The sequence below is a fragment of the Leeuwenhoekiella aestuarii genome, from assembly GCF_004104055.1.
Taxonomy (GTDB): domain Bacteria; phylum Bacteroidota; class Bacteroidia; order Flavobacteriales; family Flavobacteriaceae; genus Leeuwenhoekiella; species Leeuwenhoekiella aestuarii.
The window spans coordinates 16,016-31,810 of record NZ_QOVJ01000011.1; the positions used below are offsets into that span (position 1 = coordinate 16,016).

Sequence of the window (15,795 nt, forward strand, 5' to 3'; positions counted from 1 at the left end):
AGGGATAACCCTTCTTTTAAAAATCAGTAGGGCATTAGTAAAGTTTATTTCCATAAATTTGAAAGTCGTTAATAAGTTAATTTCATTAACTGTTAATGATTGATTAATAAGGGTAAGGCGTATTACTTTGGCGAGTGAAACCTTACCCTTTTTTATTTTAAAATGATTGTGTTGTTTTTTATCTCATAGTCTGTAATAAAATTGGTGTTTTTGATTAATTTTAGAATGCTTGACAATTCTTGATTCTTTTTGAGTTGTCCATTAAAGGTGACCTCTTTTAGCGTTTCGTCCTCAAAATTTACATCTACATCATACCACCGGGACAATACCTTCATAATTTCAAGTAAAGATTTATCATTAAAGCTGAACAATCCGTTTCTCCAGGCGATTTCAGAGTCGGTATCAACCTTACTGACAAGGAGGTTACCATTCTGCTTGTTAAGTACAGATTGCTGTCCTGGTTTTAATACCTCAGCTTTTTGATGATGTGTGTTGAGTTGAATAGTTCCTTCAATAAGAGTTGTAAGAACGTTAGCCTCCTCTTTATAAGCTTTGACATTAAATTCGGTTCCCAATACCTCTACCTCCTGGTTGTTGGTATTGACCTTAAAGCGAGTCCCATTATGGGCTGAGCTGGGTGAAGCTTCAAAAAACGCCTCACCATATACCAATTCTACGGTACGGGGTTCTCCTACAGCAAAAGACTCAGGATATTTAAGCTGAGAATCAGAATTGAGCCACACTTTGGTTCCATCTGCAAGCTCTACATAAAACTGTCCTCCTCGCGGTATCGTTAATGTATTGTAGGATAGTTGAGTCGATGAGGCCGGTGTCTTTTCATAAATCAGTTCTTTTCCGTTACTCTTTGCAGTATTGAATAGAAAGTCTTTTTCCCCTGCTAAAAAAATTTCCTCCCCACTGCTCAAAGTCAGTGTCGCCTTAGAACTCCCTATTTCAATTTGATTCTCCTGGATTGATGTTGTTATAGGGAGATTTACTTTGTAAAAAATATTTATCATTACCAGCAAAACCAGCGAGGCTGCGACACCATAGGTGAACCAATTAGTTCTGTAAAAAGGTATACGTTTTACCTTCCCGGTATCTTCAATACGCTCTAGGATAGAGATTAGCATTTTAGTTTTTAGGGTCTCCTCTGAGCCTAATTCCTCAACCCACTCATGCTCTTCCTGAAAACTCTCATAATAATTAATGAGGCGTTGTAGTTCTGTAAGATCTGCTTCCCCTTTCAGGTATTTCTTTATTAAAATTTGAAAATCTTCTTTGTTCATACTAAAAGCAATTAATGAGTGCCTTTATATATGAAGTGTATGAAAATTCACTTATCCCCTAATAAAAACTTAACTATTTGCTAATTTTAACATAAAAAACGTTGTATAATGAACTTTTATCCATCGAAATCGTAATGTAAAGCGAGCGTCTCTGTCGAGAAGAAAAGAACTAATTTTACTCAAAAAGGAGAAGTAATAAGCTAATACCTAAGGAGGCTCGAAGAGCATTAAGAGCAATGGTTATGTGATTTTCAACCGTTTTTGTGGAAATATTCAGCTTTTGAGCTATCTCCTTATGTGTTAAACGTTCGTTTCTGCTTAATTTGTAAACCGTTCGGCATTTATCTGGAAGATTATTTACTACGAGTCGTATCTGTTTTCGAAGTTCTTTATGGATCAACTCAGTTTCCGGGGTCGTATTTTGAAGACGCTCTTCTATATTTTCAAAAAGCTCAAAACGTAAATTTTTATTTTTCCTAAATTCAGCAAACACCTTGTAACGAACACATGCAAAAAGATATGCCTTCAAAGATGTTTGAATTTGAAGTTTATCGCGCTTATTCCATAAGTCAATAAAAACATCCTGAATGATTTCCTCACAGGTTTCCTTATCGTGCAATAGGTTATAGGAAGAAAGATATAAAGGTTTCCAATAGAGATCGTAGAGCACACTAAGAGCCTTCTTGTTCCCTGCTTTGAGGGAGACAACTAATTCAAGATCTCTATTGCTCATTTTACTTCCCATTGATACGTTAAAATTATACTAAATTTAACATGTAAAAAAATTTGAACTCGCTGAAAATTAATTCCTAATAGCTTTTCTTTTCAAAAATTAATATATTTATTACATTTTATAGATTAAGGTTTGCTTTTCTGCGAAACAAATAAAATAAAGCAGTTTATTTTCACAATTCTTTAATTAATATTTTAAGAAAAATCCTATTTATAGATAGATTTCGCTTGCTTTTATTCAAATTTTCTATTCAAAATTTCAAATAATTTTTAAGGCTACGGTTTCAAAAGAGCCGAGCTCAATATAAGACTAGGCCTATTTAAAAAGATAAGATATAAACCTCATCGCTTTTTATTTAAAGACTTACAATTAAACCCTTTTATAAAAGGGAAAAAGGTGTTTATAATTAAAAAAAACGTGAATAAACCCAAGGATTATTCAGAATGATTTTTACAAATCGCTTACTCTAAAGTGACAAACTCTTTATATTTCCCATTATCTATAATTTAAACAGGTTTTGCATTGACAGGGGCATTTTTTAAATCCTCCAGTTGAATTGTGTTTCCAAAAACTCCCCAATTATATGTTTCTACATCTCTAAATATTATATAAACGGGCGAAACTTCATTGGTATCTAAACCTGCATATTTGTGGATACAATTTGTAAATTGAATTATAAAGTCTTTTTTCTGTGTTTGATCGAGTCCGCCTTTAAAAGCATTTACTTCTAAACTGATTACGCTAGTTCCGGCATTAGAACCGCCGTGATATACATTTTCTTTTGAATAATCGTTAAAGTAAATCCAACACGTACTTTTCACAAAATCTGTTTTAGGAAGTTTTTCGATGTCGAGTGCTATCTTAGTTAACTCATTAGCCATTTTTGTTTTAGCTTGCTGATTAAAAGTTCCCTCCGGACAGTTGAAATATATAAGTGGCATATCTTTAAATTAAAAAGCCTCTTACAATTGTTTAACAAAACAACAGTGTAGAGGCTTTATTATATAAGTGGATTATAAACTAACTATGATGCAAAATCGGTAGAAAGCGTGATTTCTTTATTAGCCTCAAAGCCTTCTTTTAACATCTGCACTTTGTAGTTTGCAAACTCTAATGCATCGCTTCCCAGTAATACACGCATAGGTGCTTCTTTTTGTTTAGAGAGTTCAATGATGGCATCTGCAATTTTTTGGGGATCGCCCAACTGTTTTCCTGGAATCTCCTCTAAATGTTTACGCTTTTCTTCCTGAATTGCTGCGTAGGCATTAATAGGATTAGCCGGTTTAACAATAGATCCACTTTCTAGGAAATTGGTGCGCACATACCCAGGCTCAATAATTGTTGTATTAATTCCAAAAGGTTTTACTTCCTGTGCAAGTGCTTCGGAAATTCCTTCAACAGCAAACTTACTACCACAATAGACACCCCACCCGGCTCCGGCTATCAGCCCAAAAACGGAGGACAAATTGAATATATGACCCGTTCCTTGTTCACGAAAATGTGGTAACAAAGCTCTGGTTGTATTCAATACACCAAAGACGTTAACATCAAAGCTATTTCGAACTTCTTTATCGCCAGCTTCTTCTATACCTCCAATGAGACCATAACCCGCATTGTTAACCAATACATTAATACTTCCAAATTTTTCGATTCCCGCCTTTACAGCTATTGAGATATTTTCTTCATTAACAAGATCAACTTCGGTAGCCAAAAAATTATCAAAGTTTCCTACAGCTTCTTGAAGTGCATTTTTGCTTCGACTGGTTGCCACAACATTATAACCTTGAGATACTAATTCTTTTGTGAGTACCAGTCCAATACCTTTTGATGCACCAGTCACAAACCATGTTTTTCGATTCTTATCCATAATTATTTAGTTATTATTATGGTGCAAAATAACAGTGAGTTATAACCTAACTCTTTATGTGTACGAAAGAAGAATTTATGAATATCAAATATTCGTCTAAGAGAGCATGTTTTTTCGGAAACGGGATGGTGTAATACGCTCCATTCTTTTAAAGGATGAAGTGAAAGCTGCCTGGTTTGAAAAACCTAAACTATAACTAATGGAGCTAATATCCCAGTCTGTTTTAATCAAAAGTGCCTTCGCCTCATACATCAATCGTTCCTGAATATGATTACTCAGCGTTTTTCCTGTTTGAGTTTTAACTAAATTGTTTAAATAGTTAGGATGTAGGTGTAATTCTTCAGCAAATTCGGAAGCAGTTTTTAGACGAACCACCGTGTTTTTGTGATGTATCTGAAAATTCGTCTCTAATAACGAAAGAAAATTATGGATATAGCTATACGATTCGGAAACAGGCGTATTAGCTATATTCTTACCTGCCCGTTTTGCCTCTAATAATAGCATCTGAAGATGTATTATAATAGCATCTTTCTTGTCTTCATTCGTACTCCGCTCTTCTGAGAGTATTCTTGAGAAATTCGTATTTATCGATACTGAAACGTTATTGGGTAATTTAATTACTGCATTATCTTCTAGAAAAAAAGGATATGTTCTGAATAGTTTTGCAACGTGAGAATATCCTTCAAAATAATTAGGATGTATTAAACAAAAATGACCTCCTGCTTCTTCCGAAGTGGTTTGCCAAGACATAATCTCATCAGGGTGAACAAAAGCGATTTGATTGGTTTGCATCTCATACTTATGTAATCCCACCGTTAAAATACCTGTACCGGATGAAATGTGAAAGACCTTGTAAAAATCCCTTCTCCCGGGTGAAATATAATCTTCGATAGGATAGTTATTTCTATTTTCCACTACAAAAAGCTTACTATCGAGGGGATATTGATTTACAGAGAAAAATGGTAAATCAAAGTTTTGCTCAGCGAAATCAATCAAATTATGACGAGGTATTTTTGCCGTTCTTTCCATCAGAATAAAGTTAAAAAATTATTCTCTTTCACTTATTATAGAAAACATTTAGTGTTCAATTGCTTCAATTACAGTATTTGTGAATGACACACTGTCTTTGATCAATTTACCTTTTGTGCTTTTTATAAGCTTATGAAAACAATACCAATATTAGAAAATTTACTAGTGCACAGAAAATTAATGTATCAAATGTAATACAGATGCAACATCGGTTCTCACATAAGTTCGCTATAGATTATAATGCTTTTTTACGGCAGTCGATTCAATTAAAAGACTGTCTGAATTCCAAAGGTGAACGGTTGGTTTTTTTCTTGAAAAGCTTACTAAATGATTGTGAATGTTCAAAACCCAATTCATAGGCAATTTCGCTCACCGTCAAATCTGTAGTAGATAATTTTTCCTTTGCTTTCTCAATCATTTTACTATGGATATATTGCTTTGCACTTTGCCCAATTAAAGCACGTAAAAGGTCGCTTAAATAACTTGGTGAAATATTGAGTTTTTCCGCCAGAAGCTGTACAGTTGGAATTCCTTGCGTTAATGATTTTTCCTTGTTGAAATAGTCGTCCACAATTTCTTCCAAACTTTGTAACAAGTCGTTATTTATCGCTTTTCGGGTAATGAATTGTCGCTTATAAAAACGGTTGCTATAATTTAATAATACTTCCAATTGAGAGATGATTACATCTTGACTAAAATCATCAATTCTACTTTGTAATTCATCGTCGATAATTTTAAAAATTGAAAATATAGCTTCTTTTTCTTTATCTGAAACATGCAATGCCTCATTGGTTGCATACCCAAAGAATCCAAACTGTTTGATTTTTTTTGCCAATGAATAGCCTAACAAAAAATCGGGATGAATGAGCACTAAAAAACCAGTGCTTGGTTTGTGATTTAATTCAAAAAGTTGATTGGGTGCGGTATAAACCAAACCGCCTTCGCCAAAATCATAATAATGCTGCCCGTATTTAGCCTGACCGCAAAGATCTGTCTTATAGGCAATTTTGTAGAAGTTAAGGATGTAAGCATTGCCTAATTCTTCAGGTAAGATTTTGACATCTTTAATGTCTGTAAAACTTATCATCGGGTGCAGAGGCTTTGGTAAGCCAAGCACCCGATGTAAGTCAGATAAAGATTGGAATATTTGAAAATTCTCCTCTGATCTTTTCATACTATAAATTTATGGTATATCTGATTGACACTTTACCAAGGACATTCGCCGGTTTCTGGATTGTATTCTTCACTAAAAAATTTTCCAGTTGGCCCATCTTCACCAATGGTGGTATATTTTACAATACGCGTTCCGGCTTCTTGAACCGTCCCAGTGCCACGATGCCCATTAAAATCTGTAGCAACAAAACCGGGACAAACAGCATTTACTTTAAAATTTGTATCCTTCAATTCATAAGCCAATGCAATGGTGTACATATTCATCGCTGCTTTGGAAGGTGCATATACTGCAGATTTATGGTCATAATATTTCCAGGTTGGGTCGCTATGCAAAGTTAATGAACAACCACTTGAGGATACATTGACAATGCGAGGCTGTTCTGATTTACGCATTAAATCTATGAATGCCTGTGTAACCCGCACTACCCCATACAAGTTGGTATTAAACACATTTTGCAATTGTTCTATAGTTGCGCTCAGTGCTTCCTGAGGCATACCACCATTAACCCCTGCATTGTTGATGAGAACATCCAGCACCTCTGTTTTTTTCCCCAATGCAAGTCTTGCGGCTTTTACCGAGGTGCTATCGTTTACATCCAATTGTATGAACTCTACATTTGTAAACCCTTCACTTTTCAGTTTTTCTACGGCAAGATTTCCTCTTTCAACACTACGGCTCCCTAAGTACACAAAATATCCTTGTTGTAATAGCTGTCGAGCTGTTTCAAAGCCAATACTTTTATTAGCCCCGGTAATTAATACCTTCTTCATATTTCTTATTTTTTAAAATTCTGAACTACAAAGGTCGTATGCATAAGCTTGCTGTATGTGTTCTAATTGAGGAATCCTGTAGTCAAAATGAGAATGAAATCAGGAATATTTAGATTTTCTTACATTACCGATGCTGTGTCTGTATATGAAAAGTAGCGCAATCAAATACACTATTTTTGGATCAACTAATAGAATAAAAAACTTAAACCTTAGGGCTTGAGCTTATCTAGATATTTTTTATACAGTATTAGTATTTTGTTGTTTTTACCACGGAATTTCCCCTGTTTCTGGATTAGTTTCTTCACAGAAAAATTTACCTGTAGGTCCATCTTGACCAATTAAAGCATATTTTACAATTCTGCTACCAGCATCTTTAACTGTACCGGTTCCCATATTGTTAGTAAAATCTGTTTTTGTAAAACCCGGACTTACTGCATTTATCTTAAATAATGAATCTTTAAGTTCATATGCTAGATTTACCGTATACATATTTAAAGCAGATTTAGACGAAAGATATACAGCTCCTTTGTAATCGTAATATTTATAGTCATAAGATGGATCACTATGTAAGGTAATAGAACCTTGACTGGAACTGACCATAACAATTCTCGGTTCATCAGCGTGTTTCATCAAATCAATGAATGCTTGCGTAACACTCACCACTCCGAAAACATTTGTTTCATAAGTCTGTCTAAATTGATTAAGAGTTGCACCAACAGCTGTTTGTGGCTGTCCTCCACTAATTCCTGCATTATTAATTAGTATATCTAGAATTTCAAATTTTTCGCCAATTTTTTTTCGAGCTAATTTTACAGAATTATCGTCAGTTACATTTAATTCGATAACTTCAACATTTGTTAATCCTTCTGCTTTTAATTTTTCTGCCGCTTGCTGACCCTTCTCTAAATTGCGACTTCCTATAAAAACATAGATCCCCTTTTCGGCAAGTTGTTTGACTATTTCAAAGCCAATACCTTTGTTTGCTCCTGTTACTAACGCTGTTTTCATTTTATTGTTTTTAAAATTAATACAGCAAAATTGTCTCATTTAAAAAGAACAATGTTTACCATTTGGTAAAAAGCAATCAGGATATATTTTTTCTTATCCTACTGAGGGACTGTTGAGTAATTCCTAAATAAGAAGCTATATATGATAGGGGTACATGGTTAACGAGATTGGGAAATTTTTCTAAAAAAGTCAAATAACGTGTTGTGGCATTTTCTGAAACTAAAGAACTTCTCCTATCCATTTTTTCTACTATTCCCTTTTGAAGTATTTTATTCAAAATACTGTCCCAATTAAGAATTGTATTGGAAAGTTCTTCCCAATTCTTTTGAGTTATTATGATGAGTTTACAATCTGTTATTGCTTGTAAATATTCGGTTAGGGGTTCATCTTTATAGGGGTTGGAAAAAAGGTGTTTTTCGTCAGCAAAGTATTTTGTGATTTCTTCACCATCTTTATTGTAATAATAAATACGCAGAACGCCTTCCGAAACAAATACAATTTCATTAAATAATTTTCCTGCTTCTACAAAATAGTCATCTTTACTCAGCGTGATTTCTGTTGCCTTATCTGAAATCAAACGGATTTGTTGTTTGTTCAAATCACCAAATTGTAAAATATATTCTATCATTTCTTCCATTAGTGAAAGTTAGTAATAAGTAAATTCAGAAAAATTATCATTTGGTAAAAAAGTTTAGTTGCAATGATCGCTAATGTGTTTTTAGATGCTTTGTTGCGTGTTTAAGCATTTAATTCAACCAATTAAACACAGATAAAAATCTGCGAGGATTTTTGTAAGTAAGCTAGTACTAGCAATAAATTATATACGTATTAAGTTTGATTCTCTTTAAATTAATGTATTAATCCGAAAGAACAAAAGAGAGGGCTGAGGTTAATATATATATATTATACACGCGAGCCGGCATTTTCAAGTACATCAAAATGAAAAAAATTGAGGTTAATTCGCGCTTTTTTAGAGCGTTATCATCGTTTTTTAGTACTGATTTATAGCCGAGCTGTTCTACAGCCACTTCAAGATAAAAGTCAACTGTAAGGATATTCATATACTTTTCAAAAGGAGTTTCTTAAGCTCTTCAATTTGTTTTTGAAGCTGTTTGATACGTTTATTCTCATCTTTGGTCTTCACGCTTACTCTGGTATTCATAAGGTCTTTAAGATTGCATTTTCTGATCCACTCGTCAGTGGTGGTTGGTGCAATACCTTAAGCTTTCCCTAGTTAATACTTGTTTAGTTTTCCTGCAGTAAGTCCTTCTAAAATCTTTAGTTTGAAAGATTCGGAATACCATCTTACTACTTTTTCATTTTTGTACATAATGTTTGAAGTTAAGTAGCCTTTATTAAGCACGGGACATAATTATGCTTAACGGTATCATGTATGCCCGATAGTGATTTTTAACTCACAAATCTTACGGTTTTTAATTGTCCTTTGTTTTATGATTATACTTTGATTTTATTACTTTAGCCACTATTGCTTATAGACAATATTATCGGCTCGTCTTTATTTCATTGCAACTTGCTTATTCGTCAAAGTCTGTTGATAAAGAAAGAATTTTCCATCCATCAATTTGTTGTGATAATTGAGCAATTTTTTCTTTTGCTCTTGTGTGGGCATCACTTCCTAAAAACAATAGTGCTGGAGGATTTTGACTATTTACTAATTCAATAAAAGCGTTAGCAACTTTGTCGGGGTTGCCTAGTTGTTTTCCGTCTATTTCATTCATTTTTTGGTGTGCAGCTCTCAAAAAACTGTAATCGTCAATTTGTTTTTTGCCGAAACTAATCGAGTCTGGTTTTGCAAAATTTGTGCGAAAACAACCGGGTAAAACCGCTGTAACGTTTATACCTAATGGTTTTAAATCATTTGCCAATGCTTCAGACAAACCAGTTACCGCAAATTTTGCTGCGGAATAAATACTCCAACCAAGTCCTGGTGCAAAACCTGCGATTGATGAAATATTAATAATATGTCCCGAACGCTGATTGCGTAGGTATGGCAATACTTGCTGAATGACTTTTACAACAGCAAAAAAATTGACATTGAAATTGTCGTTTATTTCTTCGTCAGATAATTCTTCTACTGCTCCGCCAATTCCGTAACCTGCATTGTTTATAACGACATCTATTTTTCCGAAGGAAGACTTAGTCTTTTCGAATGATGTTGCAATTGATTTTTCGTCTGTTAAATCAACTTCCAAAGGCAAAAAATTTTCATTCGTGATGCTCGAAAAAGCAGAAATTTTTCGTGAAGTTGCAGCAACTTTTTTTCCTTCTAATAATAATTGTTCTACTAAAGAACGCCCAATACCTTTGGATGCTCCCGTGATGTACCAAACTTTTGAATTTTCCATTTTTATACTTTTTTGTGGTTACAAAATTAGAATGGATTTCTTGGGGGTGGGAAGTAGGATAGAAATCAATATTTGTAAAAATCAAACCAATCTAAAAGAAGTCGGGTTTATTCCTGTTTGTTTTTTAAAGAATTTATTAAAATGTGCAGGGTCGCCAAAACCCAAAGTTTCACTTATTTCCGAAATTGTCCAATCGGTATGTTTGAGCAAAATTTTTGCTTCTGTACCTATTCGTTCAAATAGGTGTTGGCTCGTTGTTTTACCTGTTACTTTTTTTACACATCTATTTAGATAATTAACGTGAACAAACATTTTCTCTGCGTATTCATTAGGCAAGCGAATTTTTAGCTTGTCAGACTTGTATTGAATAGGGAATTGTTGTTCCAATAATTCTGTAAAGATCATTGTAATCCGTTTGCTTGCATCCCCATATTGAAAAAAATTTTCTGGCGGGATCCATTTCATTGCCAAAAAATATAATTCGCTCACATAATTTCTAATCAAATCATACTTGTAAATGTAATCTCCCTGCACTTCTCGAAGCATTTTTGAGAATAAATTTTCTACCTCTTGAAAGCTGGTTTTTGATAACTTAAAAATAGGTGGATTTGATGATTTGAAAAGAGAAAGATTGTCTAAATCCAACTTGTAATTGCTTTGAAAAAATTCACTTTTAAAAACGCAGAAAGCACCTTTTGTTATCGCTGATAAAGGTTGATACGAATAAGGAATATTCGGGTGGAAAAACATTAAAGTGTTACCGCTTACTTTTATATTTTGATTTCCATATCTAAAAGTATTTTCGCCTGAAAAAAGCATTATTTTAAAGAAATTTCTACGAATGTGAATTGGAAATTCTTCGCTTTTTCTCATTCGGTTTTCAATCTGAAACACATTAAATTGTCCTATTGTATTGTGAAGATTTTCAGGATATTTATTGAACTTGTACTTATAAAATTCTTCTATTGATTCCATTTTAACTATTTGGATAAACGAAACCAAAGTACAATATCTTTTCCGAATGGATTTTTAGTCGACCTGGACTTGCAACAAAAAACGGGACTTTAAGATGAGTGATTATGCTGCTAGTTTTTTATTAAAGAACTAATTTAAATACTTTGATACTTCTATTCTACAGTAAAAGTATTCTCTTCTGGTTTCATACTAAATTTTAATCAACTAAAAAATAGATAACTCTCCCTCTTTGCTTATTTGCATAGGCTACATATTTTAAACCTCTTTTAAGTCAGCTAAACACTTAACCCAACCCGAAGGCAGTTTAACAAATTATCATTGAGTAAAACTTAATGATAATTTGAAATACTAATTTACCCCACCACTCTCTTAAAATCGCTTGCATCAGAAAACCGGGGATCTGACTTTCTGGGAAGCCGAATCACCCGATCTACGATGATGCTGCAAAGCTCATACTCCTGAGTCACCTTACCGATAACCTGATAGACTTCTTTACCACTCATAAACGAATGGGCTGCAGAATCTGGGAAATGTACCGTATCAAAGAACACACTTTCCCTGTCTAAAAAAGTACCAAAAAACATGGTTCGTCCGCCATCGAGCGGTACCCGTTTGACCGTGACCACCACTCCGCAGATACTTATCGTTTGACCGATATGATCCTGGAGTTCGCGTGTCACTATGCTTTTAGGAAGTTCAGCTTCCAATAAGTCAAAACGCGAACACAGGGGAAACTCCAGCAATTCGACCTCATCGTAGGCATTCTCGATACCTGTAGATTTAAAATCAGGTAATCGATACGCGACAGGTTTTGTGCTGAACAGCCTAGGAGCATCATAAGCGGTTTTAGGGTTTGTCAGCAGGTGGGCTTTCCAAAGCAATTCCTTTTTGTCCTTTCCCGTAAAGCGCAAGGCCCCGATGCGTATTAACAGCACCAGCTGTTCCAGACCTAAGGGAACACGCTCTACAAAATCTTCCAGACTGGTAAATCTCCCATACAACTGCCGCTGGGTAAGCAATTTTTCAATCCCCCGCGCTTCTAAACCCTTGATCATCCCGAGGCCTAAGTAAATTTTTGTCCCTATGATGCTATTAGGATGATCACTGGTATTGATGCAGGGAAGTTCGAGCTGACCGCCACATTTACGAATTTCGTTTAGATAATCTTCAACCCGATAAAAACCACCCCCATTGTTGAGTACTGCGGTCATAAATTCAAGAGGGAAATAATGCTTTAAGTACAAGCTCTGGTAACTTTCTACAGCGTAAGAAGCAGAATGCCCCTTAGCAAAAGCGTAGCCGGCAAAAGCCTTTACCTGATCCCAAACGCTTTGAATAACATCTTCGGGGTAACCTTTTTCCCTACAGTTCTTTAAAAATTTACCTTCTAATATTGCAAACTGCATCTTTGAACGGCCTTTACCGCTCATTCCGCGTCGCAGTACATCGGCTTCAGCGAGGCTTAAACCAGCAAAATAATGCGCGACCTTCAAGACGTCTTCCTGGTAGACCATAATCCCATGAGTCTCGTGCAGGATTTCAGCTAATACCGGATGAGCTTCCGTTCTGGTTTCGGGGAAACGCTCGCGTTTGATAAACTCTTCTTTCATCCCTCCATTGCCCACCCCCGGGCGTATAATGGAGCTGGCTGCCACCAGGCCGATGTAATTGTGGGTACGCAGCTTAGTCATAAGTCCGCGCATCGCAGGACTTTCCACATAAAACACGCCCATACAATCGCCGGTTGCTAAAAGATTATTGAGTTGTGTATCCTTCTTAAACTGATAAACCTGATCGATATCAAGAATCTTGGCCTCCGGCTGATTTTGAGCGATAAGAGCTAAAGCATCCTTGATCTTGGAGAGGCCTCGCTGCGCCAGGATATCAAACTTATAGATGCCTACCGCTTCGGCGATATTCATATCAAACTGTACAGTAGCAAAACCTTTAGGGGGCAAAAAGGTTCCTCCGTAATAATGCACCGGTTTGTGGGTAATGAGAATTCCCCCGGAATGCACCGAAAGGTAATTGGGAAAACCGTGAATCAATTCTCCATATTTTTGAACCAGTTGCAGGTAGGTATCGTGATTTTTGTTCCCCTTGGTATTGCCGTTTAAAAAGGCGTCGGTTTCGTATTTTGGAATACCAAAGACCTTACTCAATTCCCGCACCACCGCTTTGTATTGAAAGGTTACATAGGTACCCATCAAGGCGCAATGGGGAAAACGCTCAAAGATGTAGCGGGTCACATCGTCACGGTCTTTCCACGAGAAATCAATATCAAAGTCTGGGGGTGAACTGCGGTAGACATTGATAAACCGCTCAAAATACAGATCCAGCTCAATGGGATCCACATTGGTAATCCCCAAAATATAAGCCACCATACTATTGGCCCCCGATCCCCTGCCGATATAGGGATAGTCCTTAGATCGCCCATAGCTTACAATATCATAATTGATCAGGAAATACCCGGTAAACCCTAAATCTTCTATCGACTTAAGTTCACGTTGCAGGCGCTCTGTGATCACGGTATTAACCTGCGGATACCGCATGCCTATACGCTCCCGGCATAAGGCTCTCAAATATTCTTTATCCTCTTGTACACTGCCCAAATACGTTTGTTGATTCTGATTCTCGCGTTGAGCATCGAATTTAAATCGCACTTTACAAGCAGTAAACAGCTTCTTCGTATTTTCAACAATATGGGGGTAATCTCTAAAAGCTTCTTCCAATTCGCTTAAAGGCTGCATTTGATGCTGTAGGTTCCCTTCTTGTTCCTGAGGCAACTGGCTCAATAAAATATTCAGATCTATGGCGCGCAGTAACCGGTGTGCATTAAAATCTTTTTTACTGCGAAAGCTAACGGGCTGCTGTATAACCAGACGATCTTTAAGTTGTTTGAGTTTATTAAACGGAAGCCGGTTTAAATCCCGAACCGAAATCCCGATGTATTCAAATTCAGCAAAAGATTCCTTATCTAAGAACAATGCCTGTTCAAAGGGATAGATCACAAAACAGTCTTTCAGTTGTGGGGCAGTCAAAGGAAACTCCTTCTTCTGGTGCAGATGTGCACTCAGAAAGCTATTGAGCTCCTGAAAACCGGTGTTCGTTTTAGCCAATAGGATGTAGAGCTGCTTGGGCATATTGCGCACATCCACTCCCACGGTAATGTGAAGTTCTGTTTCACATGCTTCCCTAATAAACTGCATGGCCGCACTGGTCGAATTGATATCGGTTAAGGCCAGGTATTTTATATTATTTTTCAATGCTAGGTTGATGAGCTCCGTTTCTGAGAACGTGCCGTAGCGCAGGGAAAAGTAGGTATGGCAATTGAGATACACTTTATTAGGGAATTTGAAGTTTACAAGCTAGGCTTTGCGGTGTGCCAATAGCAGCGGCGGACTGCCATCAAAAGGATTGTGACCAGAGCGAATGGTCTTTACGTCTAATGTAGATGCCCGCATCACACTGGAGGCCCCAAAGCGTTTCCTTAAATGATCCATAGCTTTATACAGGTTCAGTTCCTTTTCATTATCATCAAACAGATCGATCTGGTAATGACCCGAAACGATATCACTAAAGTGAATCCCGATAAGTCTCACCAGAATACGCCGCTGGTAGAGGGACTTAAAAAGCGCTTCTACTACCGGTAGAATGATATGCTCAGCACTGGTATAGGGAATCTTACACTGTTTGGTATGCGTCTGAAAATCGGAATACCGAATTTTCAGAGAGACGCAACCGATCATTTTATTGGCCTGACGCAGTTGAAAACACAGGGTATCTACCATAGTAGTGACCGTATTTTTGAGCCGGGTGATGTCTATGGTATCCAGATTAAAGGTACGTTCGCTAGAGATCGATTTACGCTCAGAGTAAGGCTTGACCAGGCTATCATCAATACCTTGTGCCCGTTGCCATATTTTTTGACCATTTTTACCTAAGACCGCTGTAAGCATCTCTACAGGCATTTGCTGTATGGTTTTAATACGTTCAACGCCCATAGCGATCAGTTTCTGACCGGTAACCTTCCCAACACTGGGGATTTTGCGAATAGAGAGGGGGGCTAAAAAAAGTTTTTCAAAACCTGCGTCTACCCGCATTTGGTTATTGGGTTTGGCCTCACCTGTAGCTACTTTACTCACGGTCTTATTTGGAGAAAGGCCGAAGGATATGGGAAGTCCAGATTCTTTTATAATACGCTGGCGCAGCTCTGTAGCAAAAGCATAGTTACCAAAAAAACGGTCCATCCCGGTCAGGTCTACATAGAACTCATCAACACTGGTTTTTTCAAAGATGGGTACCGACTCGTTGATGATCTCGGTAATCAGATCTGAGTATTTCATATAGGTACTCGAGTTGCCTTTAATACAGATCGCTTCCGGGCACAGCTGCCGCGCTAATTTCATGGAAATTCCGGAATGCACCCCAAACTTGCGGGTCTCATAACTGCAAGCGGCAACAACGCCCCTACCCCCTGTTCCCCCTACCAGTACTGGCTTTTTGAGTAATTCTGGGCTTAAAAGTCGTTCTACAGATACAAAAAAAGTATCCAGATCGAGATGTAATATAGATCGTTCCATA

General features: G+C 36.6%; 13 protein-coding genes. All 13 read right to left on the reverse strand.

The annotated features are described in order from the left end of the window. Positions 1-152: 152 nt before the first annotated feature. The 13 genes from DSM03_RS17085 to dinB all read right to left on the reverse strand — a co-directional run bounded on the left by DSM03_RS17085 (position 153) and on the right by dinB (position 15,794). Positions 153-1,289, reverse strand: coding sequence for a FecR family protein (locus DSM03_RS17085; protein ID WP_128762844.1), 1,137 nt, complete (start codon positions 1,287-1,289; stop codon positions 153-155). Positions 1,290-1,464: 175 nt separating this feature from the next. Beyond that, positions 1,465-2,034: an RNA polymerase sigma-70 factor gene (locus DSM03_RS17090; RefSeq protein ID WP_128762845.1), complete on the reverse strand. Its 570-nt coding sequence runs from the start codon at positions 2,032-2,034 to the stop codon at positions 1,465-1,467. Positions 2,035-2,528: 494 nt separating this feature from the next. Then, positions 2,529-2,963, reverse strand: a complete 435-nt coding sequence (locus DSM03_RS17095) for a tautomerase family protein (protein WP_128762846.1) — start codon at positions 2,961-2,963, stop codon at positions 2,529-2,531. An 83-nt stretch (positions 2,964-3,046) separates the two neighbouring features. Then, complete coding sequence (locus tag DSM03_RS17100; protein WP_128762847.1) at positions 3,047-3,889, reverse strand: oxidoreductase; 843 nt, start codon at positions 3,887-3,889, stop codon at positions 3,047-3,049. A 96-nt stretch (positions 3,890-3,985) separates the two neighbouring features. Further along, on the reverse strand, positions 3,986-4,918 hold the full coding sequence (locus DSM03_RS17105; protein WP_128762848.1) for an AraC family transcriptional regulator: 933 nt from the start codon (positions 4,916-4,918) through the stop codon (positions 3,986-3,988). A gap of 262 nt (positions 4,919-5,180) precedes the next feature. Then, positions 5,181-6,092: a helix-turn-helix domain-containing protein gene (locus DSM03_RS17110; RefSeq protein ID WP_128762849.1), complete on the reverse strand. Its 912-nt coding sequence runs from the start codon at positions 6,090-6,092 to the stop codon at positions 5,181-5,183. A gap of 32 nt (positions 6,093-6,124) precedes the next feature. Continuing rightward, positions 6,125-6,862 (reverse strand): SDR family oxidoreductase, encoded by a 738-nt coding sequence (locus DSM03_RS17115; protein ID WP_128762850.1) that lies wholly within the window; start codon positions 6,860-6,862, stop codon positions 6,125-6,127. Between the two features lie 264 nt (positions 6,863-7,126). Then, a complete protein-coding gene (locus tag DSM03_RS17120) occupies positions 7,127-7,870 on the reverse strand; it encodes an SDR family oxidoreductase (protein ID WP_128762851.1) in 744 nt (247 codons plus the stop codon). Between the two features lie 76 nt (positions 7,871-7,946). Then, entirely contained in the window at positions 7,947-8,507 is a 561-nt protein-coding gene (locus tag DSM03_RS17125) for a Crp/Fnr family transcriptional regulator (protein ID WP_128762852.1), read from the reverse strand. 898 nt (positions 8,508-9,405) lie between these two features. Then, entirely contained in the window at positions 9,406-10,236 is an 831-nt protein-coding gene (locus DSM03_RS17135; RefSeq protein ID WP_128763401.1) for an SDR family NAD(P)-dependent oxidoreductase, read from the reverse strand. Positions 10,237-10,317: 81 nt separating this feature from the next. Continuing rightward, a complete protein-coding gene (locus tag DSM03_RS17140; RefSeq protein ID WP_201740466.1) occupies positions 10,318-11,109 on the reverse strand; it encodes a helix-turn-helix domain-containing protein in 792 nt (263 codons plus the stop codon). 455 nt (positions 11,110-11,564) lie between these two features. Continuing rightward, on the reverse strand, positions 11,565-14,552 hold the full coding sequence (locus tag DSM03_RS17145; protein WP_128762855.1) for a DNA polymerase III subunit alpha: 2,988 nt from the start codon (positions 14,550-14,552) through the stop codon (positions 11,565-11,567). A gap of 27 nt (positions 14,553-14,579) precedes the next feature. Next, on the reverse strand, positions 14,580-15,794 hold the full coding sequence (gene dinB, locus DSM03_RS17150; protein WP_128762856.1) for a DNA polymerase IV: 1,215 nt from the start codon (positions 15,792-15,794) through the stop codon (positions 14,580-14,582). Between the last annotated feature and the right edge of the window lies 1 nt (position 15,795).

What these genes read in the sequence shown, in the direction of transcription:
- DSM03_RS17120 (WP_128762851.1), bottom strand. Translation starts at nt 7,870, where the DNA reads ATGAAAACAGCGTTAGTAACAGGAGCAAACAAAGGTATTGGCTTTGAA.
- DSM03_RS17105 (WP_128762848.1), bottom strand. Translation starts at nt 4,918, where the DNA reads ATGGAAAGAACGGCAAAAATACCTCGTCATAATTTGATTGATTTCGCT.
- DSM03_RS17140 (WP_201740466.1), bottom strand. Translation starts at nt 11,109, where the DNA reads ATGAGAAAAAGCGAAGAATTTCCAATTCACATTCGTAGAAATTTCTTT.
- dinB (WP_128762856.1), bottom strand. Translation starts at nt 15,794, where the DNA reads ATGGAACGATCTATATTACATCTCGATCTGGATACTTTTTTTGTATCT.
- DSM03_RS17095 (WP_128762846.1), bottom strand. Translation starts at nt 2,963, where the DNA reads ATGCCACTTATATATTTCAACTGTCCGGAGGGAACTTTTAATCAGCAA.
- DSM03_RS17125 (WP_128762852.1), bottom strand. Translation starts at nt 8,507, where the DNA reads ATGGAAGAAATGATAGAATATATTTTACAATTTGGTGATTTGAACAAA.
- DSM03_RS17135 (WP_128763401.1), bottom strand. Translation starts at nt 10,236, where the DNA reads ATGGAAAATTCAAAAGTTTGGTACATCACGGGAGCATCCAAAGGTATT.
- DSM03_RS17090 (WP_128762845.1), bottom strand. Translation starts at nt 2,034, where the DNA reads ATGGGAAGTAAAATGAGCAATAGAGATCTTGAATTAGTTGTCTCCCTC.
- DSM03_RS17115 (WP_128762850.1), bottom strand. Translation starts at nt 6,862, where the DNA reads ATGAAGAAGGTATTAATTACCGGGGCTAATAAAAGTATTGGCTTTGAA.
- DSM03_RS17110 (WP_128762849.1), bottom strand. Translation starts at nt 6,092, where the DNA reads ATGAAAAGATCAGAGGAGAATTTTCAAATATTCCAATCTTTATCTGAC.
- DSM03_RS17100 (WP_128762847.1), bottom strand. Translation starts at nt 3,889, where the DNA reads ATGGATAAGAATCGAAAAACATGGTTTGTGACTGGTGCATCAAAAGGT.
- DSM03_RS17085 (WP_128762844.1), bottom strand. Translation starts at nt 1,289, where the DNA reads ATGAACAAAGAAGATTTTCAAATTTTAATAAAGAAATACCTGAAAGGG.